Here is an 18,178-nt window from a genome sequence, read left to right as displayed (position 1 = left end):
GATGCCAATGGATTTTTCCCGTTACCAAAAACAGCTGCTTTCCCGATGCTCACTGAGGCATCGGGAAGCAGCTGTTTTTTATTCCTGAGATCCTTTCATCTGCAGACGCAGAGTCAGTATCTCATAAGGTTTGATGGTAAAGGAAACAGTATGATCCGTCATCTCCAGTTTTCTTTCTTCTACCGGATTTTCCAGAAGATCTGTCTCCCGGGCTTCGGAAAGTGTTCCGTCAGAGGCCAGAGTCACCGAAGTTCTGGAATTATTCACTTCATAAAGGCGGACGATGATTCCGTTTCCGTCCTCAGCCTTCTTCACAGTTTCCAGGATCACATTTTCCTTATCCACACTTAAGAAGGACCAGTTTTCTTTTTCTGCGGCTCCCTTTACGGCTCTTGCTTTCACATTCAGGTTCAGTGCCTCCCGGACCGTACCACCGGTTTTCCAGGTTCCTTTATGAGGATAAAGGGAATACGTGAAGAAATGCTCTTCCTGGTCGGTGTGCGGATTGGGCTCGGTACCGGATTTGATAAGCGTCTGCGTCATGACACGATGTTTCATGGAGAAACCGTATTTGCAGTCGTTCATCAGGCTGACTCCATAATCTCCCTCGGAAAGATCGGCCCACTTATGGCCACAGACCTCGAATTTCGCCAGATCCCAGCTGGTATTCTCATGGATCTTTCTTGTGAGGTTACCAAACTGGATATCATAAGTGGCTTCATCCGTATGTACATCGACAGGGAAATGAACTTTCAGAAGATGCTCACTGAATTTCCAGTCCACATAAGTCTCAAAATCAATTCTTCTGTCCTCACCATAGAAATGGATCTTCTGACGGATCACGGTGCCCATAAGTTCTCTCTCCACCTGAAGAGTTGCCCGTACCGGACCATTTTCCAGCCACTCCATGGAACGCACATTTTCCACACGCCAGGATTTTTCCTGATGGAAAATATCGGTGTTCCAGTTGCTGTAGCAGAGCGGTTTGTCCTCGTAGATCCGAAGCTCATTTCCGGCCTTGCCGTCCTGAAGCACCTGCCGGTCATTCTCTTTATCAAACAGAGAGGTGAACTCACCCTGATCATTGATAATGATCTCATAAAACGGAGTTTCCAGACAGAATCCGCCTTCCGGACGTTCGTCGATCCAGAACGTTTCTTTTTCCGGAGCCGCCTCTGCACTACGAAGAACCACATACCCCTTGGAAGGAATGCCCTTCACATAGGCAACTGCCCCGTCTGCTGTCTTCTGGACCGGATAAACGTCCGCACCGTCTGTCAGTGCACTGCCGTTGAAAGCAGGAAGCTCTACCAGATCGTTTCTCTCATGGCCCAGGGTATTCCATACCGTAATGGCCTCTTCCTTCTCATCGGTAAGACTGGCCAGACGCTCGTCGATCAGCTCCCCGGAGCTCTTCTCGATATCGGCGTATTCTTTTTTCGTCTGGTCGTATACTTCTTTAATAGAAGAACCAGGCAGGATGTCGTGGAACTGGTTGGTCAGGATCAGCTCCCACATACGATCCAGTTCGCTCTTTGGATAAGCAGGAGCCTCTTTTCCGGTCATCTCTGCCAGAACAGAGAGAAGCTCCAGTTCCATCATGGCATACTCACTCTTACGATTGGAGCGCTTGTTTCTCGCCATGGAGGTATAAGTTCCACGATGGTATTCAAAGTACAGTTCACCGACCCATTCCGGCAGTCTTTTGTTATCCTTTACCCGCTCCCAGAGCTCGTCAAAATATTGACCGGCAAAGGCCTGACGGACCTTGGGAATACCCTTGATCCCCTTATCCATACGGCCGGACATTTCCATCATGTCTCTGGTCGGGCCGCCGCCTCCGTCACCGTAACCAAAGCAGACCAGAATATCGTTGTTGATATCCTTATTCTGATAACGGTTCCAGCCGCCCATGATGGCATCCGGGTGGAGCATGCCGTTATAGGTCGTAAAGAAGCTGCTTTCTGACTGACCCACACCAAGCGTTGTGATCAGATGGGTAAAGATCCGGCTTCCGTCGATGCCTTCCCACAGAAAACTGTCATAGGGATGCTTATCAAACTCGTTCCAGGCAAGCTTGGTGGTCATGAAATACTCGATGCCGCATTTTTTCATGATCTGCGGAAGAGCTGCGCTGTAGCCGAACACATCCGGCAGCCAGAGGATCTTGTTCTCCACGCCGAATTCTTCTTTGAAAAATCTCTTACCAAACTGGAACTGGCGGACCAGGGATTCTCCGGAAGTCAGGTTACAGTCTGCTTCCACCCACATGCCGCCTTCCGGTTCCCAGCGTCCCTCTTTGACACGCTCCTTGATCCGCTGGTACATCTCGGGATGACGCTCTTTTACGAAGGAATAAAGCTTTGGCTGGCTGGACATGAAATGATAATCCGGATACTCTTCCATGAGTTTTAAAACAGTAGCAAAACTTCTGCAGGATTTCTGACGGACCTGATCGACCGTCCAGAGCCAGGCCACATCGATGTGCGTGTGTCCGATACAGGTGGCAATGACTTCCTCATAACCGCCCATTTTCTCATAAATGACTTCCTGGATATGTGCCTCTGCCGCTTCCACAGACGCATAAAATTCTTTGCTGTAAGGCATCCGAAGATCCAGAAGGTTGATCGTATCGGTAAGTGCCGTCTCCAGATCCAGACGGACTTTATCATCCTCCTTCATCCGGTTGAGTCCATACATGGGAACGGCAATATCATAATAAGCCTTGCGAAGCTTCCGGTCATGCTCCTCCAGCTCCACGATCAGATGAAACTCCTTATGAATGGTTCCTGTATAAGACTGAAGATCCATCCGGAAGCTTTCTCCAGCTTTGGCATCCGCCTTTACAAAAACCTCCCGGTGATTGATGTCCAGTCCCTGGATCACCTGCCCGTTGATAAAAAGAAGGAACTGGGGATTCCGTCCATCATCCCAGTCATCCAGACCGGTATGGATCCGAAGCCAGAGTTCTTTTCCGTCAAAGCTCTCAGGAACCGTCACCTCTGTCCGGAACCAGTAATGACGGTCCAGGCCATACCAGTGATCTCTTCCCATATCAAAATTTTTCCACTCACCCGGGGCAGCATCCGCCTCCTCCGGAGTGATAAAACATCCTTCTTTGACCTGCATGTACTCCAGAGGCACCTTCTGCACGACAGACCAGCCTTTTAACTGGCTGCAGATCAGATTTACCCGTTCTTTGGCAAATTTTATCATATCCATCTCCTGTTTTAAAAAAGACCGCCTATGTACACCTGTACACAGGCAACCTTATCACGGTCTCATGTTTTCAGTCGTTTTTATAAGCTGTTCTCTTTCATATAGCTGATGAGCTCGTCTACGGTGGTAAATGCCAGACCGGTCACGGTATCGGCACAGCCGTAGTAGATCGCAATCCTTCCGGTATCCGCATCAGCCAGGGTAGCACAGGGGAATACCACATTGGGAACATCGCCCATGCACTCATAAGGCATCGTCGGAGCCATGATGTAATCCTTGGAACGGTATTTCACTTTCCAGGGCTCATCGATATCCAGCAGTGCGCAGCCCATACGGTATACATAACCGTTACAGGTGGTCAGTACGCCGTGGTAGATCAGAAGCCATCCCTCATCTGTCTCGATGGGAACCGGACCTGCACCGATCTTGGTGCTCTGCCATGCGGAAGCATCTCCCTTGTAAGCTCCCATCATATAACGATGGCGTCCCCAGAACTCCATATCCTTACTCTGGCTGACGAAGATATCACCGAACGGTGTATGACCGGTATCACTCGGACGGCTCATCATCATGTAGTAGCCGTTGATCTTTCTCGGGAAAAGAACGCCGTTACGGTTGAAGGGAATAAACGCATTCTCCAGCTGAACGAATTTCTTGAAATCATAGGTGTAAGCCACACCGATGGTCGGACCATGATAGCCGTTACACCAGGTCACATAGTAACGGTCATCGATCTTGCAGACTCTGGGATCGTAGCGATATTCACGGTTCAGGATCTCCGGATCTGCTCCTTCAAATTTTACCGGTTCATCTTCGATGGTCCAGTTGATTCCGTCTTTACTTCTTCCAACAAAGATATCCATGCTGATGGAACGGCTGTCGCAGCGGAACACACCGATATAGCCATCTTCAAAGGGAACAACTGCACTGTTGAAAATGCTGTTGGAGCGTTTCTGCTCATAGCGGCCGATGATCGGGTTTGCGTCATAACGCCATACCGGCATGATCTCTCCGGCCGGCTTGTCCTGCCAGGGCATGTTCGGCAGGCTGTTGCCAATAATCTTAGTCATAAGTATTTTCCTCCGTTTGGTTGTTATAAGGTAATATTTATACTTTTTTCCGAAAAAGTCAAGTACTTTTGTTCAATCTTGTAAACTTTTTTCTTCTCATGTTCACATCGTTTTTCATACAGGCATGCTATACACTTTCCAAAAATCCCAAAAAAGCTTGAGAAATTCAAGGATTTTTAGCGGTTCAGAGATGTTGACTTTTTTGTTCATAAAAAAAGGCTGTTGTTTTTCCTGACATGTTTGTAAAGCGGACATTCGCAATCCGTTCTCGCTACTTGCTCATGAACGCAGTCGCTTCGCGACTGTCAGCTGGAGCTTTTAACTCCTGTTGGCATAAGTCCCCTACTCCACCACTTAGTGCTCCGTGCACTTGAAACGGGGGAATGCTTCTTCTGTATTATAAAAAGAAAGGCTGCCGCAAAATCATCAAAATAGATGATTAAACGGCAGCTCCTTCTCATTTTCTATCTTATTCAGCTCGCATTAGTACCTTCAGTACGCGCTCCACGCAGATCTCCAGATCTTTTCTGGTAAGGAGTCCTTTCTCCAGAGCCTCCATCAGGCGCTCCGGATAGCCGGTTCCCATCTTGATATCGTTTCCGGCGAGAGTCTCTTTGTAGTGCTCGCCCTTGGTCCACCAGTCAGTGGTCACAAGACCATTGAAGCCCCACTCGTCACGAAGGATTCCGGTGAGAAGATCTTTGTTCTCGGAAGCCCGGTGGCCGTTGATCAGGTTATAAGAGGACATGATCGCCCAGGGATCTGCCTTTTTCACGATGATCTCAAATGCTTTCAGATAGATTTCACGGATCGCACGCTCGGAAACGCGGGAGTCGCTGTTTTTCCGGTTGGTTTCTTTGTTGTTGCAGGCAAAATGCTTCACAGTGGCTCCGATCTTCTGAGACTGGATACCGGTCACCATAGCGGAAGCCATCTCTCCGGCAAGATAAGGATCCTCAGAATAATACTCAAAGTTACGGCCGCAGAGCGGACTTCTGTGAATATTTACGGCCGGTGTCAGCCAGAAAGAAATATTGTTCTCTTTTACTTCTCTGGCTGCTGCCGCTCCGACCTCCTCTACAAGGCTGCGGTTCCAGGTGCAGGCAAGCATGGTGGAACAGGGCCATGCAGTGGTGCAGACGCCGCACTGGGGAGCAATACGAAGACCCGCAGGACCATCGGCTGTCATCAGATTCGGCACACCATACTCCGGCAGATTTCCGAAGCCGAAGGTATTGGCCACACCGGTGTTCGGCTGTCCGCCCAAAAGCTCTGCCAGCTCAAGATCCGTCAGCTGAGCCATGAATTCATCCAGAGAGGCACGACCTTCCGCCACATCGATGAGCATGATCTTTTTTACTGTTTCCTGCCCCCAGAGCTTATAACGGGCTCTTGCGCGGACTGCAGGAGCATCTCCTTCCACCTCATACTCCGGCCAGCCAAGACCATTCTCCATGAAATCATTCGGCGTTCTCTGTGGAAGCTCTTCAAAGCTTCCGTCAGCCAGCATTCTTTTCGTCAACTGGGAGGGAGCCATTTTTTCCGTAAGCTGAAGCGTCACCTGATCCTCATCGAGGGTCCAGACAAAATCCAGCAGACCTGCATCACGGACGGAATTTCCCAGATAGAAATGATACTCTCCTTTTTCCAGGACATATGCCGATTTCTGTACCTTGCCAAGGTCATCGTAGGAAGCCATGGCTGCCGTCGGGAGCGTAAGGACAAGCGTCTCTGTCTCACCGGGCTTCAGCTCCTTTGTTTTCTCAAAAGCCCCAAGGACACGGGCCGGCTTTCCGAGAAGCCCCTGCGGTGCGCCGTAGTAAAGCTGAACCACCTCTTTACCCGGGAAAGCGCCAGTGTTTGTGATTTCGGCGGTTACATAGATCGTGCCGTCTTTTTCACCGCTCCAGATGGGCTCGATCGAAAACTCGGTGTAAGAAAGACCGTAACCGAAGGGGTAGTTAACCTTCTCCTTCGCCCCCTTAAGGGTCTCAAAATAACGGTAGCCCACATAAATATCATCGGTGTACTCCACATAATCGGGAGACTCGTGGAAATTTGCTGTGGAAGGATAATCATCCAGGCTTCCTGCAAAGGTATCGGATAGCTTTCCGGAAGGACTTACTTTTCCCATAAGAATGTCTGCCATGGCAAGACCGCCCTCCATGCCTCCCTGCCATGCCAGAAGCACAGCTGGAAGTTTCTCATCGTCGATAAACCAGGAGGTATCCACCATACCGCCCACATTCAATACCACAACGATCCGTTCAAAGCGTTCTTTTACTTTTGCAACAAGTGCTGCTTCTTCATGCGTCAGACAGAAATCACTGTCCTGAAAGATTTTTTCACTGAGTTCCGACTGGCGTCCCTCATCAGAGACCTGTCCTTCATAACGGACACTCTTTCTGTCCCAGCCCTCGCCGGAAAAACGGCTGATCACGATCAGAGCCGTATCCGTAAACTCTGCCGCACCGTCAAAAAGCTCTGCCGGAACGGCCGGTTCCACGGTCATCCCCGGAACAGCTCCGCCGGCGTACTGCTCCTTTACATTTTCCCGGTAAAAATCTGCCAGCGGCTGATAAACCTCAGCCAGTCCTGCCTCCTCTGTAAGACCGTCATAAAGATTTCTCACATGAGAAACCGTCACATCGCCGCTTCCGCCGCCTCCTTTTACATAATCAAAAACACCTTTGCCAAAAAGTGCCAGTCTGGAGCCTTTTGCCAGAGGAAGAAGCTTCCCTGCATTTTTCAGAAGCACCATGCCTTCCGTTCCGGCTTTTCTCGCCAGAGCCAGATGCTCCGCACAGGCTGTCACCTTTCTGCCGTCTCCTCCCAGTGGAAGATTCGGCTGATAGTTTGCTCTTGTCCATTTTTCCATTGCTGTGATTCCTCCTTGTAAGTCTATGATGATATGGATCGTTTCCTTCGATAAAGCAGGCATTCGCAATCCGCTGCCCCGTCGCTTAGTGCTCTGCGCATTTGAAGCGGTGGAATGCTTATTCTATGTTCAGATTACCACAATCCCGCATGAAAAAACAGTGTCTTTTTTTGCGTATCTCATGACTTTTTTTGCACTTTTGCAAGAAGTATCCTGTCTGCTTATGCCGTATGCGTCACCTTCGCCAGCATCTCTTTGGAAAGGATCTTCCGGATGTTCAGAAGGAACAGCGTGGAAGCGATTGCCACGGAGATCAGGTCAGCCACAGGCTCTGCATAGTACACGCCCATCACACCGAAAAAATGCGGCAGGAGCAAAGCCAGCGGGATCAGCAGAATCACTTTTCTGAGAAGTGCAATGCAAAGAGAGATCTTCGCCTGGCCAAGCCCCAAAAAGGAACTCTGGATACCGCTCTGGATACCAAAGACGGACATTCCGCACAGGTAGACCGGCAAAACCTTTTTTACCAGGGCGATGAGTTCCTCATCTGTGGTAAACAAGCCTGCAAAGACGCCGGGACGGAGCATGGCAAAAACCACATACAGAAAGGCTGCCAGGAAGGTAACGGAGATCATCCGGCGGATGGTCATTTTTACACGGTCAAAGGAGCCTGCACCGAAGTTATAGCTGATGATAGGCTGTACACCGGTGGTAAAGCCGTTGATCGGTACAAAAACCAGCTGCAGGACGCTCTGAAGGATCGTCATGGATCCGACGTAAAGATCTCCTCCGTAAACCTGCAGGCCATGGTTCATCACAATGGTGATTGCACTTTCCGTAGCCGCCATGATAAAGGGAGAAACGCCAAGCGCCATCACCTGACGGAGCAGAGCAAAGTCCGGCCGCATACCGGACAGCCTCAGGCGGATGCCGGATTTCTCAGAGCAGAGGAACTTCAGGACCCAGGCAGCACTGAGAGCCTGGGAAAGAATGGTTGCCACAGCGGCTCCGGCCACGCCCATATGAAAAACAAAGATAAAAAGCGGATCCAGTGCAATGTTTACAACTGCACCGATCAGCACGGAACACATAGCCGTCCTGGCATGTCCCTGACAGCTGATGAAGGTGTTCAGGCCTACCGCCAGCTGTACAAAAACCGTACCCAGAAGATAAATACTGATGTAGGTCGAGGAATAGCCGATGGTATTGTCACTGGCTCCGAAAAGATACAGCAACGGTTTTTGAAAAACAAAGAAAAACAGCATCAGAAGTGCAGAAAAGAACAGAAGCAGCGATGCGGCATTTCCAAGGATCCTTTCTGCCCGTTTCCGGTCGCCCTGTCCCAGGGCAATGGATGCCAACGGTGCGCCTCCTCCGCTGGCAAAGCTGGAAAAGGCAGAGATGATGGTGATGATCGGGAAAGTGACTCCCACACCGGTAAGCGCCGCAGCCCCGACACCGGGGATCCGGCCGATATAGATCCGGTCTACAATGTTATAAAGTACGTTTACGATCTGTGCCAGCACAGCCGGAATCGCCAGCGAGATCATCAGCTTCGTGATGTTCTCTGTTCCCAGCCTGCTGTCTTGATTTTTCTGCATGAAATATGCCTCCTGGTTTTATAGCAATTCTGCAAAAGACTGCATCCAATCCGATTCATCAGAGTGTGAAATACTGTGTCAGAAATCTTTGCCGTGCGTCAGCACGCCTGCAGATTTCATCCTTGTCTTTCGCACCCTGCTAAATCGCCTTGACTGCATTATTTTATTGAATTGCTATAGATTTTCTTCGATTTCCTCCACTACAGCTTTCCGGTTTGCTCCGCTCTTCTTCCCTCTTTACTGTATGCTTTGAAAATCCTGTTTTTCAGCTATGGCTATTATAGCCCACAATCCACCAAAAAGCTATGCTTATACAAAAAAGCCCGTGCATCCTTTTTCCGATGCACGGGCGGTAAATCTTATCTTCTGTTTTTTGCTTACTCAGCTGCGGTCTCCGTTTCTGTCTCGGTCTCTGCTACAGTTTCGCTGTCTGCCTCAGAACCGGTCTCTGTCTCGCTCTCAGCCTCAGCGTCGCTGTCATCGTAGGGAATAACGGCTCCGTCGTAGGTCTCGTTGATGTAATTTCTGATCTCATCGGATTTCAGAACGTCTACCAGAGCCTGAACGCCCGGGTTCTCTTCATTGCCTTCTTTTACGGCGATGATGTTTACATAGGTCTTGGCTGCCTCAGAATCAGATTTCTCATAAGCCAGAGCATCTTTTGCTACGGAGAAGCCTGCTGCCAGAGCGTAGTTTCCGTTCAGTACCACATAAGCGGTCTCATCAACCACACGGGCTACCTGTGCTGCCTCCAGCTCTACGATATCCAGGTTGTACGGATTCTCTTCAATATCGGTTACGGTAGCGGTAAGACCTGCACCGTCTTTCAGTTTGATCAGACCGTTATCCTGAAGAAGCAGAAGGGCTCTTGCCTCATTGGTGGTATCGTTCGGAACTGCAACGGAATCGCCGTCAGCCACATCATCAAGGCTGGTTTTTGTTCCCGGGTAGATTCCAAAGGGCTCATAGTGGATGCCGCCTACACTTACCAGATGGCTGCCTTTCTCCTCGTTGTACTGCTCCAGATAAGGAAGATGCTGGAAGTAGTTGGCGTCCATATCACTGCTCTCTACTACCTCATTGGGCATGATATAATCATCAAATACGGTTACCTGAAGATCATAACCTTCCTCTGCCAGGATCGGTTTTGCCTGCTCCAGGATCTCTGCATGTGGGGTTGCAGATGCTGCTACTTTGATCGGAGTGAGTTCACCTGTGGTCTCTGTCTCAGTCTCTGCTGCCTTTGTGGAAAGACCGGTACCGCCAAGGATAATGCCTGCGGTCAGAACACCGCTTAATGCTGCTGCAAGTAATTTTTTCATAATAGTTTCCTCCTCTATATTATCTTTTTTATAACTATCTTCTCTTGTCCAGCCGGTTGGCCAGAGTGGTTCCGACCATCTGGAAAATCTGTACCAGAATGACCAGAAGTACGACCGTAACGATCATGATATCTGCCTGGTACCTGTGATAGCCATATCGGATCGCAATATCTCCCAGTCCGCCTCCTCCGATGGTTCCTGCCATTGCGGAGTAACCCAGGATGGTTCCCACTGCAATGGTAGCTCCATTGATGAGGGAAGTTCTTGCCTCCACCAGAAGCACCTTCATGATGATCCGGAAATTACCTGCTCCCATGGAACGGGCTGCCTCGATCACACCCTCATCCACCTCTTTCAGAGAAGACTCTACCATTCGGGCGATGAAAGGACCGGCTGCAATGACCAGCGGTACGACCGTTGCTGTGGAACCGTAGCTTTTTCCTACCACCAGACGGGTAAACGGGATCAGAAGGATCAGCAGGATCAGAAACGGAATACTCCGTACAATGTTGGCGATCACATCCAGGATGCGGTACAGCACCCGGTTCGGCTTCAGTCCGTCCTTATCAGACACAGCCAGAAGCACGCCCATGGGAAGTCCGATGATGTAGCCCATTAACGTGGACAAAAGCGTCATATACACCGTTTCCTGAATTCCCTTCAGGATCATATCCACTACTTCTTTAGTCCACACTGTCCGTCACCTCCCCAATGGCAAGTCCGCGTTCCCTTAAGTACTGCTTCATAGCTTCCGCCTTTTCGCTGTCACCTGGGAATTGCAGGATCATTTCGCCTTTTGCAACGCCGCCCACGTTTTTCGTGTCGGCCTTTAAAATGTTGACCGGTTCATGGAATTTCAGGATCATATTTGCGATCACCGGCTCAAATGCCGAGTTTTCGGAAAATACGATCCGGACTTTATCTCCGCTCTGGATCAGAGGCTTCAGGTCTGTTTCCTGACTTCCGTCGGTGAGGATCAGTTCCTTCGCCACCTGGGACTTGGGATGATTGAAGATATCTTCTACAGAACCTTCCTCTACCACCTCGCCGTCTTTTAAGATGGCAACCTTGGTACAGATCTCACGGACTACGGACATCTGATGCGTAATGATGACGATCGTGATCTGAAGGTTCCGGTTGATCTCCTCCAGAAGCTTCAGGATAGATGAGGTCGTCTGGGGATCCAGTGCGCTGGTGGCCTCATCACAGAGCAGGATCTTCGGGTCGGATGCCAGTGCTCTTGCAATGGCTACCCTCTGCTTCTGTCCTCCGGAGAGCTGTGCCGGATAAGCCTTCGCCTTGTCCTCAAGTCCTACGATCCTGAGAAGCTCCATCGCCCTTTTCCGGGCCTCCCCTTTTCGTTTTCCCTGAATATATAACGGAAAACAAATATTCTCCAGAACGGATTTCTGCATCAGCAGATTGAAATGCTGAAAGATCATTCCGATCTTTTCCCGTTCTTTACGGAGTTCCTTTTCCGACAGGTCACTTAACGCTTTTCCCCGGATGGAAACCGTACCCTCCGTGGGCACCTCCAGGAAGTTCATACAACGGACCAGGGTACTTTTTCCTGCTCCTGACATTCCGATGATTCCGAAAATATCTCCCGACTCGATGGCCAGATTTACATTTTTCAGAGCCTGTACCGAGCCGTCTTTTGAAACATAGGATTTTGAAACGTTCTCGATTAAAATCTCTGCCATTTCTTTTCTTTCCTTTCTTCGATGGAATCTACTATAACACTTTTCTGGAAAATGTGTTAATCCGAAAAAATTACAGCCAGTTATAGTTTAACACTATAACTGGCTGTCTGTAAACACTCAAATCCTAAGGAAGGTTATTTCATCACTTTTGCAACCACACGGAGCAGGTTCGTAACGCAGAACTGTACATCACCAAGCGTCAGACGATAGCCGTCCAGCTCTTTTCCAGTCTTTACTGCTTCTACGATATCATCCACATTCTTCTGGCAGCCCGGCATCTGCAGGTCATTTCCCGCATAAACACAGCCGGTGGAAGCAGAGATCGGATAAATATGACCTGTTCCGGAAATGGCAGGCACATCCTGGGAGGTGAACCAGTCCGTCATCACAACTCCCTCAAAGCCCCACTCATCACGGGCAGCCGCCTGAATGAGATCGTGGCTGTTTGCCGTGTGAAGACCATTGATCAGATTATAAGAGGTCATGATGGAAAGTGGCTGAGATTCTTTGACTGCGATCTCAAAACCTTTCAGATAGATCTCACGGAGTGCTCTTTCACTCATATGATTGTTGGAGAACATCCGGTTATCCTCCAGATTGTTCGCTGCGAAATGCTTGATGGTCGTACCACCCTTGCCGTCCTTTTGTACGCCAAGCGTCATGGCAGCCGCACATTTTCCAGCGATCAGCGGATCTTCCGAATAATACTCAAAATTTCTTCCGCAGAGCGGATTCCGGTGGATGTTCAGAGCCGGAGCCAGCCAGAGATCCACATGGAACTCCTGCATTTCTTTTCCCACCATATAGCCGATCTCCTCGATCAGTTCCGGATTCCAGGTCTGAGCCAGTTCTGTTCCGATGGGGATGGCCGTGCAGTACTGATAATGGTCCACAGCGTCTGCCGGGATCTTGCTTTCATCAAAAGGAGCAATAATATCTCCCATTCCTTCTCCGCCCGGAAGGAGTTCTCCCTCTTTGGTTGTCTTAAAGAGAGGCTGGAGACGAAGCCCTGCAGGACCGTCTGCCAGGATCAGATTCTTCACACCGCGGCTCTCCCAGATAATGGAGGAGGTATCGCCTGCTGCTCCCGGAACGGTAGCGGATGCATTTCCGACCACATTGTCTTTTCCTTCTGAATCACCGCCCATACCGGAACGAAGAGTTCCGACACAGAGATCTGCCAGTTCTTCCACGGTAAGCTGTGCAGCCAGCTCTTCCACGGTTGCTTTTCCGTCAATCACATCCTGGATTGTCAGTTTTTCTGTCTTAGCCGTAGTCAGGATGGGACGTGCTTCCTGATAGACCACCGTGCGGGTCTCAACAGCGTCAGCTGGAACAGTGATACGCTCTGCATATTTCACTTCTTCCGCTTCTGTTTCATAAGTATAGGCTTTCCGGCCTTTTCCGGAAATCTCGTTCAGCTCTTTGTCCCCGTTGAAGAGATTTTTCAGCTGCTCGGTCCGCTTCTCTTCCTCCACAATCAGAACTGCCGCAACATGCGTATTTCTGGAGCTGTTGCCCACACGGATGAGATACTCGCCGGGTTCCAGGATCCAGGCGGCTTTTTCTTCGGAATAAGAAGCCATATCTTTCAGTGCGAAGGTAATTTCTGCTGTTTCACTTTCACCAGGAGCAAGAAGAGCGGTCTTTTTGTATGCCTTCAGCTCCTGATACGGTTTTTCCAGAGCCCCCTCCGGAGCGGAAATATATACCTGGACAACTTCTTTTCCGGCATATTCTTTTCCGGTATTGGTGACCTTAGCTGTTACTTTTACCCCGGAACCTTCGACAACTGCTTTTACATGTTCGATGGCAAAATCCGTGTAGCCTTTTCCGTAACCGAAGCAGTAATGCGGCTCAATGCCAAAGGTATCAAAATAACGATAACCCACATAGATGCCGTCGGTATAGTATTCATCATCAATATTTCCGTTGTTGTGACTGAAGCCCTCGGAGGATGGATAGTCGGCATATGCTTTGGCCCAAGTATCGGTAAGCTTTCCGGAAGGAACCTGTTTTCCCGTAAGCACATCTGCCACGCTCAGGCCGCCGGAATTTCCCAGCTGACCGGTGAGCAGAACCGCATTGAGACCTGCCGTCTCTTTGAGGGCTGTAGCATCGATGATTCCGCCGATGTTCAGAAGTACGATGGTTTTCTCATAATGAGCACCCAGGAATTCCAGAGCCTTTCCCTCGCCGTCGTTGAGCAGATAATCCCCTTTTTTATTCCAGCGGTCTGCTCCTTCTCCGGAGTTTCTGGAAATTACCAGAACAGCCGTATCCGTATCGGAGTCTTTCACATCCTCCTCCGTGATGGCCTGAAGATCCGGTTCTTTGAAGGGAAGTTCAAACTCGATGATGAACGGCGGCTGCTGTCTTTCCTCTGCCAGACGGTTTACTTCTGCCTGATGAGCCGTTTTTGCCTCTTTGAGGAGCTCATCATAGGCCGTCAGCCAACGGTCTGTCGTAATGGTAAAACCGGCATCTTTCAGTCCCTGCTCAATATTGATCACTTCACGGGAGTTGACATCACCGGAACCGGTGCCGCCCTTGATGGTATGTCTTGCTCCTGCACCGTAAAGAGCGATCTTTCCGATCTTTTTTAAAGGCAGAACACCGTCATTTTCCAGAAGTACCATGCATTCGCCGGCTCCTTTTCTCACCAGCTGCATGTTTTTTTCTTCACGCTCCGTTTTTTCCGGAGTCAGTGTTCCATAAAACTGTGTCATTTTAAAAAATCCTCCTTTATCTCTGTCAGTGCTGGATATTTTCTGAATCCACCCACGTCATTTTTCCATATTTTTCTACCAGCGGAACCAGCTCATGATCCACGTTATGACGGATTTCACAATCGACATCAAGGATCATCACCGGTTCATCTCCCTCCGTACAGGCAGGCCAGTCAACGCCCTCGATCACCGGTTTTCCGGTCTTTGCAAAGCTTATCCAAGCTCCGAAGATCGCTTCTTCCAGTTTATCGGTTTCTCCTTCTTTATTAAAAAGAGGTGCCAGCTCCGTATTATGGAAAACGAACGGAATCTCCGAACAATGCCATGCAATCTTACCGTCCAGAAGCGGAAACTCATATGTCAGCTGATAGGAATAAGTGACGCTTTCCGGTGTTCTGCAACGCTCTTTGATAAATTCTATGGTAGGCAGGCGGAAAATGGTATCCACCGACAGGAGATCCACCGGAGATTTTCCCGGATACGCTTTTTCGTAAAGAGCCAGCAGTTCTTCCGTGTGTTCTCCATACTTTTTCTCCAGCATCTGCATAGCCTCTTCTCTTGGAATGCTGTGTTTTCCCGGAATAGCCGGATCGAAATCAAACTCGCCCAGTGCTGTTCCGATCAGAAGCGGGATCGTCTTCGCATGCTCCGTAAAGCCATGCTGCACCGGATCGCCCAGATATTCTTTTCCGACATGAGGCATATTTCCTATATAACCGCCTGCTGCCGCAACAGCCGGAGAGGTCTTCAGATAGGCTTCGGCAAGCTTTGCATAGGGAATCGTCTCCAGTTCTTCCACCTGGTCTTCCGAAAGACCAAGTTCTTTCAGCATAGCTGTCACGATCTCTCTGCCATCCTGTTCTTCCGCATCCCGCTGAAGCCAGTACACGCCGCTCTCAATAATTCCTTTGTGGAAAAGACCGTCTGCCTCAGGCATCTGCATGAGCGTCCAGACCTTTGCTCCACCGCCGGACTGACCGAAAATGGTCACATTGTCCGGATCTCCGCCAAAGCCGCGGATGTTGTCACGTACCCATTGAAGAGCCGCAATGATATCCAGATTTCCTGCATTGGCAGAGGCTTCATACTTTTCTCCAAAGGGAGAGAGATCCAGATAGCCCAGCACATTCAACCGGTGGTTTAAAGACACCACGACCACATCTCCGTGTTTTGCCATATTGGCACCTTCATATGTGATATGTTCAATAGAGGAACCGGCAGAAAAACCGCCTCCGTGGAGCCAGACCATAACCGGACGTTTTGCCTCCGGGTCGATAGAAGGCGTCCAGATATTCAGTGACTGGCAGTTTTCATCCATAGGCCAGTACATATGGGGAACAAGGAGTTCGCTGTTAGGCCGGTCCTGCGTCATCAGCGGGCAGACCATTCCATAGGAATTGGCGTCCTTGATCCCCTCCCAGGGCTGTACCTTTTCCGGACGCATAAAACGCTTCGCATCTGCGTATTTGACTCCTTTAAAAATAACGGTTCCATCCCATTCGTATCCGCGAAGCTTACCTGCTTCCGTCTGAACGACAGGATAATCCTCTCTGCAAACAAATTTTTTCATGATGTCAAACCTCCTGATCAAGATCCTTTGTGACAGCTGCACAAAATAAAGTCTCTGGCAGACATCGTTTCCCTGTCTGCCGAAAAAAACTGTCGCCTCAATGATTTGATTATATCGCGGCGACAGCAAAATGCCTATCACAAATATGTGGTTTTCTGTTATTTTTATTACTTTTTTCCATAGTTGATCTCTTTACGAACTTCGAGAAGCGGATTCTCCGGCTTTTTTGATGATACAAAGGCCGACAAAAAACGGAAATCCGCTTTTTGTCGGCCTTTGTTATATTGCTTTACTTCTTATGCTCTGTTGATATCTTGTAAACCGAACTCAGTTCTTTATTTGGAAGATTCGCAGAAACGATCATATGCTGCCTGATAGGTAGCAACCAGATCATCTACACCGGCAGCTTTCAGATCACTCTGATACTGTTCCCATGTACTGTCTGTGGTTCCCTGCATAATACCGTTCATCTGGAATGCATCTACGATATTTGCGATCTGCGGATAAATCTGTGCGATCTTCTGCTGTTCTTCCAGTGTAAGCATCATTTTCGGAACCGCATCAATATCTGCCATGATCTCTTCCTTGCCGTTTTCCTTCTGACCTTCCAGTAAATCTACCGCATCCCATGTGTAATCAGCTACTTTTCCATAATAATCACTCAGAACAATCAGAGAACCTCTGCCCGGTGTCGTGTTTGCACGCTGTTCTGTAAATGACTGATAACCATCCTGCAGAATTATATTGTTATTCTCATCCAGGTTAAAGTGCAGGATACCATCATCGCCTTTCTTATAGGTATATCCTTCCGGTCCCCAGTTTAATGTGACGGAAATTTCCGGATCCATACAATAGTTTACAAGAGATGCAACGACTTCCGGATATTTACACTTATTTGTAATTGCTACCATAGAAGTTTCCTGCATTTCAGAATAGTTCACTTCTACTCCGCCTTTTCCAGACTCTCCCTGTAATCTTGGAATTGCAACATACTGACTTCTTACGTCCGGATTGATAATCTCATTTACCGGTGCCCAGGTTCCAAGACAACCGATCACTGCTGTATCACCAGCCATTTTGCTGATATAAAGCGGTGTATCTGCATTTGGTCCCGGAGAGAAGGAATCCATGTCAATGAGGTTTTCATTATACAGCATATTGAAGAAATCAGCTGTTTTACGAAATGCATCGTCTGCAGCGGTAAAATGTACTTTTCCGTCTACAATTCTCAGATGGTTTGCCTGAGGATTTCCAGAACATACGGAATCCGCAGATCCAAAAGCACCTGTGAAATAATAGAAGGTATCATAAGAATCAAACAGACCGTCACAACCCATGCCGAATGAATACGGAACTTCATCCGCTTCACCATTTCCATTCAGATCGCCAGCTTCTTTAAACGCTCTTAAGCAATCTACCCACTCGTCTACCGTTGTCGGAACTTCTTTTCCGACTGCATCAAGCCATGTCTTGTTGATCAGAAACGGTCCCGGTGTCAGAACCAGACCATACATTTCTTCTACATACGGAAAGCCATAGCTATGACCGTTTGGTGCAGTTGATCCACCCTTGTATTCCGGACGCTCTTCGTAAATTTTGGTCAGATTTGGGCAGTATTTATCAATCAGATCCTCTGTTGGCACAAACAGATCCTGATCACTATACTGAATTGCGATGTCAGATGTGATTCCATTCCAGAATACGTCCGGATAATCTCCGCTATTCAGCATCAGATTGATCTTTTCTGTTGAACCATCAGACGGAATCTCTACCCATTTAATCGGAATACCGGTATCCTCCACCATCTTTTTTACCATTACCAGATCTTCCGTCGGCACTGTACGCTCCGGAGGAACCACGATTGCGATTTCAATCGGATCCATCTCATCTGCATTTTTAACAATAGGAAGAGTCCCGTCAAGGTTAAAATTATCCCCGGCTCCTTCATCTGCCAGTGCAGCAAACGGCAGGCTGCTGGCTGTGCATATCACAGCTGTTACCATACTGACCTTTTTCCTGAAATTTCGGTTTCCTTTCATTACATTTCCTCCTTTAAAATTAGTTTACTTTCTATCGCCAGAAATGA

10 protein-coding genes are annotated in these 18,178 nt (G+C 48.9%); all 10 read right to left on the bottom strand.

All coding sequences use genetic code 11. The features are described 5' to 3' along the window. Positions 1-78 precede the first annotated feature (78 nt). The 10 genes from DXA57_RS07810 to DXA57_RS07765 all read right to left on the bottom strand — a co-directional run bounded on the left by DXA57_RS07810 (position 79) and on the right by DXA57_RS07765 (position 18,131). The gene (locus DXA57_RS07810) at positions 79-3,216 is read right to left on the bottom strand and encodes an alpha-mannosidase (RefSeq protein ID WP_330423227.1); all 3,138 of its coding nucleotides are present in this window, start codon (positions 3,214-3,216) and stop codon (positions 79-81) included. Positions 3,217-3,299: 83 nt separating this feature from the next. Next, entirely contained in the window at positions 3,300-4,289 is a 990-nt protein-coding gene (locus DXA57_RS07805; protein ID WP_117766281.1) for a glycoside hydrolase family 130 protein, read from the bottom strand. A 469-nt stretch (positions 4,290-4,758) separates the two neighbouring features. Then, positions 4,759-7,167, bottom strand: coding sequence for a glycoside hydrolase family 3 protein (locus tag DXA57_RS07800; RefSeq protein ID WP_117766279.1), 2,409 nt, complete (start codon positions 7,165-7,167; stop codon positions 4,759-4,761). Between the two features lie 221 nt (positions 7,168-7,388). Next, positions 7,389-8,768 carry an MATE family efflux transporter gene (locus DXA57_RS07795; RefSeq protein ID WP_117766277.1) on the bottom strand — a complete coding sequence of 460 codons (1,380 nt, stop codon included), beginning with the start codon at positions 8,766-8,768 and terminating at the stop codon, positions 7,389-7,391. A 377-nt stretch (positions 8,769-9,145) separates the two neighbouring features. Continuing rightward, entirely contained in the window at positions 9,146-10,090 is a 945-nt protein-coding gene (locus DXA57_RS07790) for a MetQ/NlpA family ABC transporter substrate-binding protein (protein ID WP_117766275.1), read from the bottom strand. A 34-nt stretch (positions 10,091-10,124) separates the two neighbouring features. Then, complete coding sequence (locus DXA57_RS07785; protein WP_442857673.1) at positions 10,125-10,760, bottom strand: methionine ABC transporter permease; 636 nt, start codon at positions 10,758-10,760, stop codon at positions 10,125-10,127. A 13-nt stretch (positions 10,761-10,773) separates the two neighbouring features. Beyond that, complete coding sequence (locus tag DXA57_RS07780) at positions 10,774-11,793, bottom strand: methionine ABC transporter ATP-binding protein (RefSeq protein ID WP_117766271.1); 1,020 nt, start codon at positions 11,791-11,793, stop codon at positions 10,774-10,776. 134 nt (positions 11,794-11,927) lie between these two features. Then, positions 11,928-14,522: a glycoside hydrolase family 3 protein gene (locus DXA57_RS07775; RefSeq protein WP_117766269.1), complete on the bottom strand. Its 2,595-nt coding sequence runs from the start codon at positions 14,520-14,522 to the stop codon at positions 11,928-11,930. A 25-nt stretch (positions 14,523-14,547) separates the two neighbouring features. Beyond that, a complete protein-coding gene (locus tag DXA57_RS07770; protein WP_199612698.1) occupies positions 14,548-16,092 on the bottom strand; it encodes a carboxylesterase/lipase family protein in 1,545 nt (514 codons plus the stop codon). A 335-nt stretch (positions 16,093-16,427) separates the two neighbouring features. Then, the gene (locus DXA57_RS07765; RefSeq protein ID WP_117766267.1) at positions 16,428-18,131 is read right to left on the bottom strand and encodes an extracellular solute-binding protein; all 1,704 of its coding nucleotides are present in this window, start codon (positions 18,129-18,131) and stop codon (positions 16,428-16,430) included. Between the last annotated feature and the right edge of the window lie 47 nt (positions 18,132-18,178).

This window comes from Blautia sp. OF03-15BH (assembly GCF_003463065.1).
In the GTDB taxonomy this organism is placed as follows: domain Bacteria; phylum Bacillota; class Clostridia; order Lachnospirales; family Lachnospiraceae; genus Limivivens.
This window is presented reverse-complemented; position numbering and strand designations above follow the sequence as displayed.